General features: G+C 59.3%; 13 protein-coding genes. 9 read left to right on the top strand and 4 right to left on the bottom strand.

Annotated elements, in window-relative coordinates; all coding sequences use genetic code 11:
- Positions 1-27: 27 nt before the first annotated feature.
- The 3 genes from map to ACE04F_RS15625 all read right to left on the bottom strand — a co-directional run bounded on the left by map (position 28) and on the right by ACE04F_RS15625 (position 2,652).
- The gene (gene map / locus ACE04F_RS15635) at positions 28-807 is read right to left on the bottom strand and encodes a type I methionyl aminopeptidase (RefSeq protein ID WP_486108032.1); all 780 of its coding nucleotides are present in this window, start codon (positions 805-807) and stop codon (positions 28-30) included.
- On the bottom strand, positions 804-1,016 hold the full coding sequence (locus ACE04F_RS15630; RefSeq protein ID WP_305495124.1) for a ParD-like family protein: 213 nt from the start codon (positions 1,014-1,016) through the stop codon (positions 804-806). The genes map and ACE04F_RS15630 overlap by 4 nt, the downstream gene beginning before the upstream one ends.
- Positions 1,017-1,095: 79 nt before the next feature.
- Positions 1,096-2,652 carry a TerC family protein gene (locus ACE04F_RS15625; RefSeq protein ID WP_486108030.1) on the bottom strand — a complete coding sequence of 519 codons (1,557 nt, stop codon included), beginning with the start codon at positions 2,650-2,652 and terminating at the stop codon, positions 1,096-1,098.
- Positions 2,653-2,971: 319 nt separating this feature from the next.
- On the opposite strand from ACE04F_RS15625, the gene ACE04F_RS15620 reads away from it, so the two are divergent.
- The 4 genes from ACE04F_RS15620 to ACE04F_RS15605 all read left to right on the top strand — a co-directional run bounded on the left by ACE04F_RS15620 (position 2,972) and on the right by ACE04F_RS15605 (position 7,329).
- Positions 2,972-3,874 carry a LysR family transcriptional regulator gene (locus ACE04F_RS15620; protein WP_486108034.1) on the top strand — a complete coding sequence of 301 codons (903 nt, stop codon included), beginning with the start codon at positions 2,972-2,974 and terminating at the stop codon, positions 3,872-3,874.
- Positions 3,875-4,129: 255 nt separating this feature from the next.
- Positions 4,130-5,545 (top strand): acyclic terpene utilization AtuA family protein, encoded by a 1,416-nt coding sequence (locus ACE04F_RS15615; protein WP_486108028.1) that lies wholly within the window; start codon positions 4,130-4,132, stop codon positions 5,543-5,545.
- Positions 5,542-5,850: a DUF4387 domain-containing protein gene (locus tag ACE04F_RS15610; protein WP_486108026.1), complete on the top strand. Its 309-nt coding sequence runs from the start codon at positions 5,542-5,544 to the stop codon at positions 5,848-5,850. Before ACE04F_RS15615 ends, ACE04F_RS15610 begins: the two co-directional genes overlap by 4 nt.
- 69 nt (positions 5,851-5,919) lie before the next feature.
- Complete coding sequence (locus ACE04F_RS15605) at positions 5,920-7,329, top strand: MmgE/PrpD family protein (protein ID WP_486108024.1); 1,410 nt, start codon at positions 5,920-5,922, stop codon at positions 7,327-7,329.
- Positions 7,330-7,472: 143 nt separating this feature from the next.
- On the opposite strand, the gene ACE04F_RS15600 is transcribed toward ACE04F_RS15605, so the two are convergent.
- Entirely contained in the window at positions 7,473-8,678 is a 1,206-nt protein-coding gene (locus tag ACE04F_RS15600) for a citrate synthase (RefSeq protein WP_486108022.1), read from the bottom strand.
- A 258-nt stretch (positions 8,679-8,936) separates the two neighbouring features.
- Here ACE04F_RS15600 and ACE04F_RS15595 point away from each other — a divergent pair, with 258 nt between their 5' ends.
- The 5 genes from ACE04F_RS15595 to ACE04F_RS15575 all read left to right on the top strand — a co-directional run bounded on the left by ACE04F_RS15595 (position 8,937) and on the right by ACE04F_RS15575 (position 14,991).
- Positions 8,937-10,226, top strand: coding sequence for a CitMHS family transporter (locus ACE04F_RS15595; protein ID WP_486108020.1), 1,290 nt, complete (start codon positions 8,937-8,939; stop codon positions 10,224-10,226).
- A gap of 84 nt (positions 10,227-10,310) precedes the next feature.
- Entirely contained in the window at positions 10,311-11,708 is a 1,398-nt protein-coding gene (locus ACE04F_RS15590; protein WP_486108018.1) for an OprD family outer membrane porin, read from the top strand.
- Positions 11,709-11,738: 30 nt separating this feature from the next.
- Positions 11,739-12,767 carry a phosphoglycerate dehydrogenase gene (locus ACE04F_RS15585; RefSeq protein ID WP_486108016.1) on the top strand — a complete coding sequence of 343 codons (1,029 nt, stop codon included), beginning with the start codon at positions 11,739-11,741 and terminating at the stop codon, positions 12,765-12,767.
- Positions 12,764-13,729: an alpha/beta hydrolase gene (locus tag ACE04F_RS15580; protein WP_486108014.1), complete on the top strand. Its 966-nt coding sequence runs from the start codon at positions 12,764-12,766 to the stop codon at positions 13,727-13,729. The genes ACE04F_RS15585 and ACE04F_RS15580 overlap by 4 nt, the downstream gene beginning before the upstream one ends.
- Positions 13,730-13,929: 200 nt before the next feature.
- Entirely contained in the window at positions 13,930-14,991 is a 1,062-nt protein-coding gene (locus ACE04F_RS15575; protein WP_486108012.1) for an alpha/beta fold hydrolase, read from the top strand.
- Positions 14,992-15,083: the final 92 nt, after the last annotated feature.

The following is a 15,083-nucleotide window of genomic DNA, read 5'->3' as shown; positions in this document are numbered from 1 at the left end:
GCTCCCACAGGATGAGCAAACAGTCGTTCAAAGCGTGCCCGTGACCTTGTCCGATTCATCAGGGCGCAACGTCAGCACCGAAAAACCGGACGCCGTGACGGCTACGGTATGCTCGAACTGCGCGGAGAGCGCCCCGTCCCGGGTCACCACGGTCCAGCCGTCGGCTTCGGTCCTGACGTCCGATGTGCCCTGGTTGAGCATCGGTTCGATGGTGAAGACCATGCCCTCGCGCAGGACCAGGCCCGTTCCCGGTTTGCCGAAATGCAACACCTGGGGTTCCTCGTGCATTTGCCGGCCGATGCCGTGGCCGCAATATTCACGGACCACCGAATAACCGTTGCGTGTCGCATGGCCTTGGATGGCCGCGCCGATGTCGCCCAGGCGCGCGCCCGGGCGGACGGCCCGGATTCCCTTCCACATGGCTTCGTAGGTGACCTGGACCAGCTTGCTCGCGGCTGGGTCGACGTTGCCGATCAGGTACGTCTTGCTCGAGTCCGCGATATAGCCGTTCTTCTCCAGAGTGATGTCGAGGTTGACGATGTCACCGTCCTGAAGCACCCGCGAGCGCGAGGGCACGCCATGGCAAACCACTTCGTTGATCGAGCAATTAAGCACGAAGCCGTACCCGTACTGTCCCTTGCTGGCCGGGCGCGCGTGTAGCTCACGGACGATGAAGTCCTCGACCATTGCATCGATCTGCAGCGTTGACAGCCCGATCAAATTGGTTCGATCCAGCCGTTCGAACACCAAAGCGAGCAGTCGGCCGGACTCGGCCATCAGCGCCAGTTCTTCGGGTCGCTTGATCATTGCCAGCTCGCCTCCAGAGGTTGCGCGGTAACGCCGGCGTCGCTGAGTTCGCGCTGGATGATCTCGTTGAAACTGAGGGTAGGGTTGGTCTCGCACAGCATGCCGACCTTGATCCAGAAGGCCGCCTGCGCGTTGATCGAACGGCAGGAGACCTTGGTGGCCTTGCGTAGCTGGTCGTGAAGTTCGTCGTCGATGTTGACAATGCCCATGTGTGGCTCCATATGGTTCGTATATCGAGGATATACGTTTCATATGCTAGCGCGCCAGCACCATTCGGCAGTGATCAGCTCATGCCTGTTCCTCGACACGCAGCAAGACCCTGGTCACCCGGCGTTCTTCGACCTCCACGACGGTCATGCTCCAGCCCTGCCAGCTAAGGGTATCGCCAATCACCGGCAAGCGATCCAGCAGGCTCATCACCAGTCCGGCAAGTGTCTGGTAGTCCTGCGTCGCGTACGCCTGGAAGTTGATGTGTTCGCGAACCTGGCTGAGGTTCAGAGCCCCGCTGACGAGGAAACCGTCTTCTTGCGCAACAATATTCGGCCCGTCGATTTCACTGGCGTCGGGCAATTCGCCCGCAATGGATTCGAGAATATCGGTCATCGTCAGCAGGCCGACGAAGTCACCGAATTCGTTCACCACAAAGGCGATGTGGGTCGATTCCTTGCGCATTTGCTCCAGCGCGTTGAGGATCGTGAAGCTGTCGAGCAGGTTGATGGCTTTGCGCGCCATGGCTTCCAGATTCGGTTGACTGCCCGCCAGTATTTCCTTGAGCAGCTCCTTCTTGTGGACGAATCCCAACGGCTCGTCCACGCGTCCATCCCGAATCAACGGCAACCGCGAATACGACGAGTGCATCAGCGTCGTACGGATGTCTTCCGGCGTGTTTGCCAGGTCAAGGTGGTCGATTTGCGCACGTGGGGTCATCACGCTGCGTATCGGGCGCTCCGCCAATTGCAGCACGCCGCTGATCATGACCCGTTCGCGCCGATGGAAAACCTGTTCGGGTTCTTCGCCTTCCAGCAGGTCGGCGATTTCTTCACCGACCTCATCGGCCCCCAGTTTTTGACCGCCCAGCAGACGCAGCACCGCATGGGCGGTACGCTCGCGCATCGGCCGAAGACCTTGCAGGCTTTTCTTGCGACGCGAGCGCGCCAACTGGTTGAACAGCTCGATCAGGATCGAGAAGCCAATCGCCGCGTACAAATAGCCCTTCGGGATATGGAAGCCCAGGCCCTCGGCCGTGAGACTGAAGCCGATCATCATCAAAAAGCCCAGGCACAGCATGATGACGGTAGGGTGGCCGTTGACGAACTTTGTCAGTGGCTTGCTCGCGATCATCATCAGGCCGATGGAGAAGATCACTGCGATCATCATCACCGACAGATGTTCGACCATGCCCACGGCGGTGATCACCGCATCCAGGGAGAAGACCGCATCCAGCACCACGATCTGCGCAACGATCGGCCAGAACAGCGCATAGGCAGCGTTACCGGAACGTTGCGCCACATGGCCCTCGAGTCGCTCATGCAACTCCATGGTTGCCTTGAACAACAGGAACACACCACCGAACAGCATGATCAGGTCGCGGCCCGAGAATGTCTTGCCGAACACTTCGAACAGCGGGTTGGTCAGGGTCACCATCCAGGAAATGCTCGCCAGCAGGCCCAGGCGCATCAACAACGCCAGGGACAGACCGATGACTCGGGCACGGTCGCGCTGCGCGGGGGGAAGCTTGTCCGCCAGGATGGCGATGAACACGAGGTTATCGATACCGAGCACCAGCTCCAGCACGATCAGCGTCAGCAGGCCGAGCCATGCCGTGGGGTCGACGATCCATTCCATGGGTTATTCGCTCCCTCGGGCAGTCAAGACGAGGGAAGAGGGCTGCAACCGCGATATACGCGGCGCTGGAGCGGGGGAGATTCTGGAAAAGGTACTGGGAGGTTCCTGAAGGGTGTTCATACGCGCCTGGCAAAAATTGGGGTAGAAATCCTACAACGGTTCCCGGCATTTCATACGAAGCGATTTATTACAGGATCTGACGGAGCGGAAAAGTCACGCGCTGCCTGGTGCCGGAGCCTGGCGGCCCTGGGCAATGATCAATTTTCCCATTACGCTGAAAAGTTCCTGTCCAGGTAAAGAATCGCGCAGCGTGAAGAAAATAATTCGAATCGATGATCTGCAGGTGTTCGTGACAACCACCAGCGCCGGGAGCTTTTCCGCGGCAGCGCGCCTGCTGGATATTTCTCCGGCCCTGGCCAGCGTCGCGGTACAGCGACTCGAGGCAAGCCTTGGGGTAAGGCTGTTCGTGCGGTCTACGCGGCGGCTGCGTTTGTCAGATGATGGTGAGCGCTACCTGGCCCATGCCCGGCGGGCATTGGAGGTGCTGGAGGATGGCGAGCACGCGCTGGCCGAGGGGCGTGACGAGGTGGCCGGAACCTTGCGCTTGTCCGTGCCCTCCGACATCGGGCGAAACCTGTTATTGCCGTGGCTGGATGAGTTCCAGCAAATGCACCCCAAGGTGCTGTTGCAGTTGCGGGTCAGCGACCAGGTTGCCGATCTGTTCGGGGAGCATCTCGATGCGAGCATTCGTTATGGCCAATTGGCCGATTCGAGTCTTGTCTCGTTGATGCTGGCGCCATCCAACCGAAGGACCGTCTGCGCCTCACCCGACTACATCGCGCGGCGCGGCCTGCCAAAGACGCCGGGCGAGTTGAGCGGGCACAACTGCCTGCGTTACGTGATGGGTGAGCAAACCTACGAGCGCTGGATTTTCCAGACAGCCCATGGGCTGGAAACGGTTCAGGTCGCGGGCGATCGCATCAGCGATGACGCCGATATTGCCAGGCGTTGGGCGGTGGCGGGCCAGGGGATCGTCTACAAATCGAAGCTCGATGTGCTGGACGATCTTCGCAGCGGTCGGCTGGTGGAGATCTTTCCAGCGGAGTATGGCCAGCCAGCTCCGCTGCAACTGGTGTGTGCCCATCGAACCTCGCTGACGCCGGCGGTCCAGGTGCTCAGGGCCTTCCTGTCCGCGCGTTGCGAACGCTACATCAACGACTGAACGGGGCGCTGGTCACTTGGTGAAAAAGGCCTCACGCCTGGCGATAGCCGCTGGGTGACGCTGCGGTCCGTCTTGGACCGAGATTCTTTTTCCCGCTGACCACTTCGAAAATAGTTTTGATATCACCCACTCGCCTTGAAAGTGTCATGAGCGAAGTTAAGCCATGGGTGGGTTATATGGACAAAATCTGTCCACTTGTCAACACCGTTGCAAGCCTTATCATCGCCACAAAGAAATAAAAAAGAAGAGGGTTTTATGCGAACGGTATTTGCAGATTGTATAAAAGTCATTGTTCCTTGTGGTTCTTTGGGAGCGGGCGTTCGGGAAGAGGAAATAGCCTACGGATTGGCGGCTGGCGCACAAGTTATTGCCACGGACGCAGGCTCAACGGACAGTGGCGCGGCTTATCTTGCCCTGGGTAAATCGAAGAACAACCGAGGCGCGGTCAAGCGTGACTTGACGATATTAATGAAAGCCCAGGCGCAATCCGGAGTGCCGATTATTGTCGGTACCGCCGGTCAGGCCGGAGGCGATCTTAATTTGAACTGGACCCGTGATATCGCCCTGGAAATAGCCGCAGAGTTGGGCGTGACGCCAAAGATTGCGCTCATTTATTGCGAACAGGCCAAGGACACGATAAAGAACTTCAACGCCGAGGGTCGTATAAAACCCTTGCCGCCGCATACGGCGTTGGACGATGCAACGGTGGACGCTTGCGAACATATTGTCGCCGCACTGGGGGTGGAGCCCTTTCTCGCTGCACTTGAGGCCGGTGCCGATATCATATTGGCCGGCCGCTCCACCGATACCGCGGTCATCGCCTGTTATCCGATCTGGAAAGGCGCGCCCTGGGGACCTTCGTGGCATGCCGGCAAGACCGGTGAATGCGGCGTGCAATGTGCCGTCAATCCCACGCTAGGCTCGGGAATCCTGCTGAGTGTCGATGCGAACGGCTTTGAAGTCGAGCCCTTGAGCCAGGACAACCGGTGTACACCACACAGCGTCTCGGCCCACATGCTCTATGAAAACAGCGACCCGTTCCGGTTGGTCGAGCCCGGTGGCATCTTGAATGTAGCTGAGGCGCGTTACACCGATCTGAACGGCCGCGCTGTTCGGGTCGAGGGCTCTCGCTGGGAGGAAATGCCGTACACCATGAAGTTGGAAGGTGCCGCGGCCGGTTTGTATCAAACGATCATGCTGGTAGGTATCCAAGACCCCGATGTGCTCAAGGATATCGACGGTTTTCATGATCGATTACTTGAAGCGCTTTATACAAGGACCCGCCAATCCATTCCTGCCGCGGAACTGGGCGAGTTTCATATTTCCCTGCGCATGTATGGCTGGAACGGCGTCACGGGTGTGACGCCACCTGCCGGAACATTACCGCCGCCGGAAGTAGGCATGTTGTTTGTGGCAACTGCCGCGACGCAGGAGTTGGCCAATACCATTGCCCACGCGTGTAATCCATATTTCTTTCATTACCCCAGTGTCATGGGTAAGGAACTGCCTTCCTATGGATTTGCCTTTACCCCGGCCGATATTCCGCGGGGGCAGATTTTCGAGTTCAAGTTGAACCATGTGGTGCAACTCGAGGACCCCATGGAGTTGGTCCGTCTGGAGTGGATTGATTTATCGGACACCTCGCTGGCCGTAAAGGAGTTTGCACAATGACCAAGTTGCGTGATGTTTGTCGGCATGTCCGATCCAAGCAAGCGGGGCCGTTCTGGATCACTTTCGATATTTTTTTCAACGGCCGGGATAATTTCGAGCGTTATTCCGATTGCGCGGCGCTTTCTCCGGCGCAATTCGCGAAGCTCTATGGCACCGATCCCGAGCAGGTCAAGCACATCGCGGTGGCGAACCTGGAAATGGTCAAGATCTCCTTTCCCCGCCCAACACCCCAGGGTGGAATGGTCGAGCGCGACATGCATGCCGGCCAGCAATACGTCCGGCTGCTTGATGTGACCATCGACTGAGGCCGGTTCGCGCCTTGCTCTGTTCGCCTCATGGACGAGGACTGACCCATCCATTTACCCGAGGTAATCATGACGGATTCCACCGTTGCGATGCGGCTTGCACGCTATGCCCACGCATTCAGGAAACAGCGCCTGCCCGACGAAATCATCCACTTGGTGCGCCAGCGCTTCATCGACAGCCTGGCCTGCGTGCTGGGCGCCTACGGGGCGGCCCCGGTAAAGGCTGCGCTGGGTTATGCCGCTGCCAACCCCGCGACTACCGCCGGCGTATTCGGCTCGAACCTGCAAACGACAGCGGAAATCGCTGCCTTCGCCAACGGCCTGATGGTTCGTTTCCTCGACTACAACGATGGCTACATGGGCTTGGAGCCGGGCCATCCGAGTGACAACATCCCGGCCTGCCTCGCCGTGGCGCAAGCCGAGAGCGCCACCGGCGCCGAACTGATTTCGGCCATCGTCCTGGCCTACGAGATCCAGATGCGCTTGCAGGACGCGGCAAGCTTGAACAAGCGTGGCTGGGACCACGTCAATTACATCAACGTCGCGATGGCAGCGGCGGCTTCCAATCTGATGAAGCTGGACGTCATACAGACCGAGCAAGCCATCAATATTGCTTTGAGCGGGCACCTGGCAATGCGTCAGGTGCGCAGTGGAACCTTGTCCGACTGGAAGGGCTGTTCGGCGGCCAACGCCGCACGCAACGCAGTTTTCGCGGCCCAGATGGCGCGCCATGGCATGACCGGGCCGTCGCCGGTCTTCGAGGGCGAGATGGGGTTCTTCAAGCAGGTTTCAGGACCGTTCGAGCTGGACACGGATCGTTTTGCTACCCCCGACAATGGCGACTACGCGATACGACGCTCACTGACCAAGACATTTCCCACCAACGGCGAGCTGCACACCGCCGTCTGGGCTGCCCTGGATCTGCGCAAGCGTATCGACAACGTGAACGACATCGCTGCCATTACCATCGAAACGTCCGAATTCAACCGTCGCGTACTCGCGGATACGCCGGAGAAATGGTTGCCGAAAACCCGCGAAACCGCGGACCATAGCCTGCCCTATAACGTAGCTCGGGCTTTGCTCGATGGGGACATCACCATAGGTTCGTATTCTGCGGAAAAGATTGCCGACCCTGCGGTAATTGCGTTGATGAACAAGGTCAAGGTCATTGAAGATCCGGCGTTGACGGCGCTGTTTCCGCGGCATCTTGCCAATCGTGTCAGTGTAACGCTGGCCTGCGGCGAGCCTGTGGTGAGCGAAATGATCACCGGCCCCGGAACAGTCGAAACGCCCATGACCGATCAGGATTTCGAGCGAAAATTCCGGCGCATGGCGATCCCGCATATCGACGCGTCGGCACAGGAACAGGTGCTTGGGTTCGTCGCCGGGCTTGAGTGGCAGACCGAGTTCGATTCGTTGTTTGCGGCGATGGCTGTCGCACCCATTACGGACCAGAAACCGGCCGCACTGGGCCTTTGAGAAGCTTCGCGAGCAGGCTCGCTCCCACAGGTCATGTGTCGCGCCTGGATATTCTGGATGGCGCATATCTACTGTGGGAGCCTGCTCGCGAAGAGGCCTCATAGACAGGGAATATCTTTGCGCAGGCGCGCCGGGAGCGGCTCTCAACGGCGCCCAATGTCAGTCGCCGTTGGCAACGTCCCGGTATAACGAGCACGAGGCCGGCCCTCGTGGTGCTGGTTGTATTGCTCGCTGGCATGGGCTATCCAGCCGATCGAGCGACCGACGCCGGCCAATGAAATTTCCTGTCCACGCAGTCCCATTTTCCTGCCGATGAAACTCACCAAGAGAATGAATTCAGGCGGGTACGCAACGAGTTCCGAGGCCACTGAAAAGGCTTTCTGCAACTTCGCGAATTCACTGTCGCCATCAAATGCGGTGGTCAACGCGGTCATGAGATTGCTGGCCCGCGGGTCGTTGATCGAGTGCACATTGGGTCCGAACCCGACAATGTGTCCGTCCTGGCTGTAGCGCTGCAGGATCGCCCGAGTAGGGTCCGCGGCCGTACAGATTTCCTCGATCATCCGGCTGGCGGCTTCATTCCTTCCATAGGCGATCTTGTGGCCTCGCGCGGCGGCGAGCGCGGCGATGACCGCATAGTAGGGGGTTGCGCCGGTGGTGGCGGCAACGCGGACACTGTGCGTGGTATGGTCCAGTTCATGATCGATGCTGAGAATCAGCAGGCGCCGGATCAGATCGGCATGCGCTGGCGGGGCGCCGCAGGCCTGGGTGATGAACTCATGCAAGGGCTGGTTGCTCGGTTCGGTCGCCCCCACGACCAACGCGGCAAACCAGCGCACCACATCGGCGCCGGTACGGGCGTAACTGTCAGGAGATAGATCGAAGGCCTTGGGATTTTCTCGCTGCACCAGGGGGAACAGCGCGATGGCTTTTTCCTGAGCGGACGTGTGTTCATAGATCTTCAACAGCCTGGCAGCGTCCTTGGGTGTGCGAGGCAGCGATGTGCCGAACGCCGAAGGCACCTGCCAGATCAACTCGGCGACTTCTTCGACGGTTGAACGATCAGCCAGCTCGACGACATTGTGGCCGCGATAAAACAGACCATCGTCTGTTATCAGGGTAATCGCGCTGTCCGAGGGCGTCGCACGCTTGGCAACGTGTTTCTCTTGTGCCGGGACTTTCACCAGTCGCTGGATGTCCTCTGCCCAATAACGCCGTTTGGGCGTGCCATCGATCTTGATGGAGCGGATATTTTTGCGACTGACGTAGGCATACAGCGTCGGCAGGCTGACCCGGAGTATCGCTGCCGCCTCTTCTGCGGAGAGGTAAAGGCCTTCTTGTTCTGGCATGACGGGCTCAATCAGCTTGATGGAGAGGTGTACATGTTTATTGGATGTTCGGTCATGTAGTCAATGTGTATCGCTGCAGGATTGCAACTTTGTTTTTTCTCCAGCAGCCGCGTCCAATGTGCCTCATACAGCGGGGATGTTGACAAAAAAAATCAAGATTTACAGCGTTTCACCCCCTATGTAGATTTCGCCTGCGCAAGAGTTGTTCACATTGATTTTCGAAGATCGATAACAATAAAAACGAAAAAGGTGAAACGCATGGCTTGGTTAGGTTTCGCAATGGTCGTCACGTTTATGGCATTGATCATAAGCAAGCGACTTTCCGCTGTGACGGCACTCATTCTTGTCCCGGTCGCGTTTGGCCTGGCCAGTGGAGCAGGACCGGAACTGGGCGCGATGGTGATGAACGGCGTCAAGCAAGTGGCGCCCACCGCTCTGATGTTGATGTTTGCAATCCTGTATTTCGCAATCATGTTTGACGCGGGGCTCTTTGAACCCGCTGTACGAAAGATCCTGCGTTACGTGGGCAACGATCCTCTCCGCGTGGTCCTGGGCACTGCGCTGCTGGCCACGGTGATTTCTTTCGATGGCGATGGCGCAACGACGGTCTTGATTGTAACCACTGCGTTCCTGCCGCTTTACCTTCGCCTCGGCATGAACCCGCTGATTCTCGCGTTGATGCTGTTGTTGACCAATACTGTGGTCAACCTGATTCCCTGGGGAGGGCCGGTGGCTCGCGCCGCCAGTGCGCTTCACCTGGATGTGGCCGAGTTGTTCCTGGGGTTGGTGCCGGCCATGTTCGCGGGCCTTGCCTATGCATTTGTCGTGGCGTTCTGGATCGGCCGCAGAGAGCGTCGTCGCTTAGGCTGGACGGCCGCTGCCAAGGACGCCGAGCCGGAGGACGTCGTGTTGCCTATGACGCAATCCGAGACGCATCGGCCGAAGCTTTTCTGGGTCAACCTCGCGCTCACCGCGGGGCTCATGTATGCAATGGCGACAGGGCTGGCGCCTTTGCCGATGTTGATGATGGTGGGGCTGTCCCTGGCGCTGCTGATCAACTATCCACGCCTGGCGGAACAGAAGGCCAGAGTTGCGGCGCACTCCGAAAGTGTCCTGATGGTCATCGCCCTGATATTCGCGTCCGGTGCGTTTACCGGGATCTTGTCAGGCACCGGCATGGTTGATGGAATGTCCGAAAAGATCGTGCAATTGATCCCCGAGGACCACGGCCAATATTTCAGCGTCATTACCGCGCTCGTCGCCTTGCCGCTCAACTTCCTGTTATCCAATGATGCGTTTTTCTTCGGCATTTTGCCGGTACTGGGCGCGGCGGGCGCCGAATACGGTATTGACCCGATGCACATCGCGCGGGCCTCGGTGCTGGGCCAACCGGTTCACGCCTTAAGCCCGTTGGTGGCCGCGGTTTATCTGATCAGCGGAATCATCAAGCGTGACATGGGTGACATGCAACGCTATTGCCTGCTCTGGGCGATCGGCAGCAGCCTGGTCCTGATTGTTACGGCGGTTATTACCCGGGCGATTATCTGATTCATTAACGCGCAGCACTGAAGATTGAAGGACGCTCAAATGCGTCTGCTCACGTCAAAATAAAAATAATAGATGAGGTGGTCGATGAAATCGATTAACGCCGTCGCGATGACGTTGCTGTCGACAATGTTTTTCTCTGAAGTGGCTGTTTCGGCAACGATCAGTTATCCAGACCGGTTTCAGCATGAAGGGAAGTTGAATGCTTATCTGCGCTCGGTTTATATCAACACCCGAATATCCAACGACTTGATCGAAGATCGTTTTGGCGGTTTCCCGGACGGCAACAAACTGGGCGGCACCGGGGTCGGCGCAATCCTCGACTATAACTCCAGTTATTGGGCCGGGGTGGTAGGATTTGACGCCTCGTTGTATGGCGTGGCGATGATCGATTCGAAAGATAACGGCCGGGACTTGTTCGACGACAGCGATGGCACCAATGGCGGTTTCGCAAAAGTCGGGCAGAGTTATTTCAAATTGCGTTATGAGGGCGATGGCTGGAACGTCGATTCGCAAATGGGGCGCGGGCGCTTCGACGCGGGGACATTGGTCACGCTCGACACGCGGATTGTCCCGGGTTCCTATCAGGGAGGCCGGGCGCATCTGAATTTTACCGAGATGGGCATCGGTCCGCTTCCCGGCACGCTGGGGTTCGAAACGGCCTATATCAATCGTACTTCACCGCGCGACAGGGAAGAATTCGAGCACCTGCTGAGCCAGTCAGGCGAAGAAATAAAAGACCTGTACACCTATGGCGTCAAATACGATTTGAAGGCCATCGAACTTGGCTACGACCACGGTGTTTCCCGGGATTTCAATGAAAACACCCGGTACGGACTTACATTGAAAGCGCCTCTGGGCGATAAAGCCGGCATTGTCCTGGACACTCAATATTATGAGTTCGAAAAGGCCGGGCGAATCTGGGAGCGTGATTGGCAGGCCGGGGAGGCCGCATATGACGATGAGGCGAGCTGGTTGAATATCAACCTCGGTTTGCTGCTCGACAAACTTCGCCTGGGTGTTTCGTTTTCCGAGACCAAAGCCGAGTTGACTAATGGGCAACTCGGTTATGCCTACTTTGATCATGCGGACAATGTCGACGGCAAGATGGATGCCTGGACCCGCTCCGGCAACGACTTCAATAACGATGGCGAGCGAACTTGGCAAATCGGCGCCGAATATGACTTGAGCGGACATTCTTTATTGGGGACTTCGCTGGACGGTTTCAAAGTCATGACTATTTACAAGCAAGGTCAGTTTGACGCCACCGATCCATTCAGCGGCCGACGCACCGATGTGACCGAGCGGCAAAATGAATACCGTCTCTATTATCGCTTCGATGAAAAGGAATACGCCGGACTCTCAGTCGGCTTGATTTATATCGACTACCGGATCGACCAGGACTTTGTCGCACTGATCTCCGCGCAACCCGACAACGTGGTCAGCGGCTCGGAGGCCAGGGTGTATCTGGATTACGCATTTTGAACGCTGGACGTTTTTATCAAGAGGCCCGTGATGTTTGAACATCGCCATAAAATAGTGGTTACACAGCGGTTTTTCGACGCCATGGCCAGCGACTTTCTACACAGCCATGGCTGTGAAGTGGTAGTCGCGGAGCTGGCTCCCGGACAGGCCGATGGCGATCTGAGTGAGCGGCAACTGATCGACCTACTGGCGGACGCCGACGGTTGGATTGTCGGGCATGCCAATGTCACGTCCAGCCTGCTGGGTGCACTGCCGCGCCTGCAAGTCATTGCTCGTCGCGGCGTCGGCTACGAACGGGTCGATACGGCAGCGGTGGCGGCCGCGGAGAAGGTGGCGACCATTGCGACTGGCGGCAACGATGCCAGCGTCGCCGACCACACCGTTGCGCTGATGCTCGCCGTTTGCCGTCAACTCAAGCGCTGCCAGATGGGCTTGTCGGCCAATGACTGGTCGATTCCCCTGGGCGCTGATCTGTACCGCAAGACAGTTGGCATCGTCGGATTGGGCCGGATTGGCCGGGGCGTCCTGCAGCGCTTGTCCGGGTTTGAAGTCCGGCCGCTGATCTACACGCCTCATCCAGGCAACACCGCGGCCGACGGTAATTTTGTTGACCTGGATACGCTGCTCAGGCAAAGCGACTTCATTACCCTTCACGCGCCGCTCAATTCGCAAACCCAAGGGCTGATCGATGAGCGCGCACTGAGCCTGATGAAGCGTTCCGCGGTGCTCATCAACACCGCGCGGGGCGGGTTGGTGCGCGACGCCGATCTGCTGCGGGCCCTGCGGGAAAAACGAATCGCAGGGGCGGGGCTGGACGTCTTCGAAAGCGAGTCGGACCCGTCGCTCTTGCCGGTGACCGAACAACTGATTCAGCTGCCGAACGTGATCGTGACGCCCCATGTCGGCGCGTCCACGGTGGAAGGGCTCAATCGCACCAACCTGATCGCCGCCCAATGCGTGGTGGCGGTCCTGGAAGGGCGCAGCCCGCCCAGCCATTGCGTCATCGCGGACGGACGTCGAGCTGTCGGCTGCGAGAGCCGCGCGGATAACCGGCCATGAGTCGCGGCGAAAACCCGCCGGTGCATCCCGACCTGGCGGCCGTGGTCGGCGCGCTCCGGGAGCAGGGATTGCTGCCCGTCGTTCAGGGGGATGTGCACAGCGTCCGGGCGCATCTGGAACGGATCAATGCCTGGGCGGCGCAACGCAGCGTGCCGCTGTCCTACGAGCGCACCCTGGGCTTTGCCGTCGACGGGCGAACGGTGCCTTGCAAACTCTATTGGCCGGAAGGCGATGAGACGCCTGGCTTGATGTTCTACTGCCATGGCGGCGGATTTCGCCACGGTTCGCTCGCTGGCTGGGACGCGCCGCTGCGCCAGTTGGTGCGCGACAGTGGCCTGGCGGTGCTCTCCATCGACTATGCGCTGGCGCCGGAACAGCGCTTTCCGGTGGCGTTCAACGAAGTGGTGGCTATCGTCAGCCGGGTCATCAAGCTCGGCGCCATCACCGACTGTCCGGTACGCGGCTATGCCTTGGGCGGCGATTCGGCAGGTGCCAATCTCGCCCTGGGGACTGCGATTGCGCTGCGCGACGCAGGGATCGATGCGCTGCGGCAGTTATTGCTGTTCTACGGCAGCTATTCGCGGGACCTGACGTCCGATTCCTGGCAACGGCTTGGCGGCTACGGCGGTCAGAACTTGTCGGTCGAGACCATGCGCGCTTACTGGGCCAGTTACCTGGCCAATGACGAGAATGACTGGCGGGTGCAGCCGATCATTGCCGATTTGACGGGTCTGCCGCCGGTGCGATTGGTGGTCGGTGAACTGGATCCGCTGCTGGATGAGAACCGTGAGCTGGCGAGCCGCTTGCAAAGCGCGGGCGTGGCCACCCATCTGCAAGTGCTCGCGAACATGCCCCACGGGTTCATTCGCTTCAATGAGGTAGCTCCCGTCGCGCGCAACGTCATCGCTGCGCAGGGCCGCGCCTTGCGCAGGGCACTTTCCGCTCAGGGAAACTTTCCATGAATATTTTCCGGGTCGCATTCTTCGCACGAATTTGTCTGGGCGCTACTGTCGGCATGGCGGTAAATGCGACGGCCGGCACGCTCCCCGTCGGTGCTGCTGCGGGAGATATGGAGCTGTCGTCGTTTTATCGTTGGCCAGACGCAATGCCCGCACGGCCCGGCGCGCTGCTGCGAAGGGCGGCCATGGCGGTGCAGCCGGATATGCCTGCCGCCTCACAGGCGTTGCGCCTGCTCTATAGCTCCATCGATCAGCGCTGGCAGTCTGGTCTCGTTCCGGTCAGCGGGGCGTTGTACCTGCCGGCTGGAAATCCTCCGACCGGAGGCTGGCCGTTGCTGGCCTGGGCTCACGGCACGCTAGGCATCGCCGATGCCTGCGCGCCTTCATGGGCGGGTTTGCGAGAACGTGACGCGGCGTATATCAATCGCTGGCTCGCGCGTGGCTTCGCCGTGGTGGTCACCGATTATCAAGGCTTGGGCGGGCCGGGACCTCATCCCTATACGTTCTGGGAGGCTGAAGGACGCTCGGTCCTGGACTCGATTCGCGCTGCTCAGGCCTTCAAGCCAGGCCTGATCGCCAATCGCGTGATCCTGGCCGGGCAATCCCAGGGCGGCGGGGCGGCACTGGGCGCGGCGCTCCTTGCTGGCACCTATGCACCGGAACTGCCGATTCTGGGCGCGGCGGTCACGGCACCGAACAGCACATTCCCCAAAGGCCCCATCAAGCTGCCGCCGCGCCAGTCCAATACGGTGTTCCTGGCACTGGCGTCAGGCGCGTTGCGTGAGGACGGGCCACCGATCGAAGACATCCTGACGGCCAAGGGCCTTGAGCTTCTGGACGTCGCACGGCGAGGCTGTGCCCGGGATATTGGCCAAAAGTCCAAGGCGTTGCAGATTGGTTCGTTTGCCGAGCTGTTCACGATCACCCCCGAGGCGTTGAACGCTGCGCGCATCCCAACGACCGATATGCCCCAGGCGTCGATAGCCTTCCCGTTGTTCATTGCCACGGGCCAGGCGGATCAGACCATCACGCCAGAGCGGCAATACGCAGTCGCGGCGGCGTTGTGTGCCGCTGGCAATCCGGTGACGTGGCGTACGTATGCAGGCCTGGGGCATGACGGGGTGCTGCATGGTTCGCTGGACGACGTGTTTGCCTTTGTCGACGCATGGTTCGATGGACAGAATCACGCTTCCAATTGCTCCAACCTGCAGAAACCCGGTGCGCCAGGCGAAAGTGAAGTGGCAGCACCGTTCAACGACGACTGAGTCTGTTTCATACCAGCTCATCCCCCTGTGGGAGCGAGCCTGCTCGCGAAGGCGGTAACGCAGGCTGTGAACACGAGCCGCCACGCCAGAGC

This window comes from Pseudomonas sp. AGC41 (genome assembly GCF_057334555.1).
The sequence above is the reverse complement of the archived record's forward strand: the minus strand, read 5'-3'. Positions and strand labels throughout refer to the sequence as shown.

Excerpts from the sequence above, each read along its gene's own strand:
- ACE04F_RS15610 (WP_486108026.1), top strand. The coding sequence starts at position 5,542 with ATGACCAAGTTGCGTGATGTTTGTCGGCATGTCCGATCCAAGCAAGCG.
- ACE04F_RS15615 (WP_486108028.1), top strand. The coding sequence starts at position 4,130 with ATGCGAACGGTATTTGCAGATTGTATAAAAGTCATTGTTCCTTGTGGT.
- ACE04F_RS15590 (WP_486108018.1), top strand. The coding sequence starts at position 10,311 with ATGAAATCGATTAACGCCGTCGCGATGACGTTGCTGTCGACAATGTTT.
- ACE04F_RS15625 (WP_486108030.1), bottom strand. The coding sequence starts at position 2,652 with ATGGAATGGATCGTCGACCCCACGGCATGGCTCGGCCTGCTGACGCTG.
- map (WP_486108032.1), bottom strand. The coding sequence starts at position 807 with ATGATCAAGCGACCCGAAGAACTGGCGCTGATGGCCGAGTCCGGCCGA.
- ACE04F_RS15595 (WP_486108020.1), top strand. The coding sequence starts at position 8,937 with ATGGCTTGGTTAGGTTTCGCAATGGTCGTCACGTTTATGGCATTGATC.
- ACE04F_RS15575 (WP_486108012.1), top strand. The coding sequence starts at position 13,930 with ATGCCTGCCGCCTCACAGGCGTTGCGCCTGCTCTATAGCTCCATCGAT.
- ACE04F_RS15585 (WP_486108016.1), top strand. The coding sequence starts at position 11,739 with ATGTTTGAACATCGCCATAAAATAGTGGTTACACAGCGGTTTTTCGAC.
- ACE04F_RS15580 (WP_486108014.1), top strand. The coding sequence starts at position 12,764 with ATGAGTCGCGGCGAAAACCCGCCGGTGCATCCCGACCTGGCGGCCGTG.
- ACE04F_RS15605 (WP_486108024.1), top strand. The coding sequence starts at position 5,920 with ATGACGGATTCCACCGTTGCGATGCGGCTTGCACGCTATGCCCACGCA.
- ACE04F_RS15600 (WP_486108022.1), bottom strand. The coding sequence starts at position 8,678 with ATGCCAGAACAAGAAGGCCTTTACCTCTCCGCAGAAGAGGCGGCAGCG.
- ACE04F_RS15630 (WP_305495124.1), bottom strand. The coding sequence starts at position 1,016 with ATGGGCATTGTCAACATCGACGACGAACTTCACGACCAGCTACGCAAG.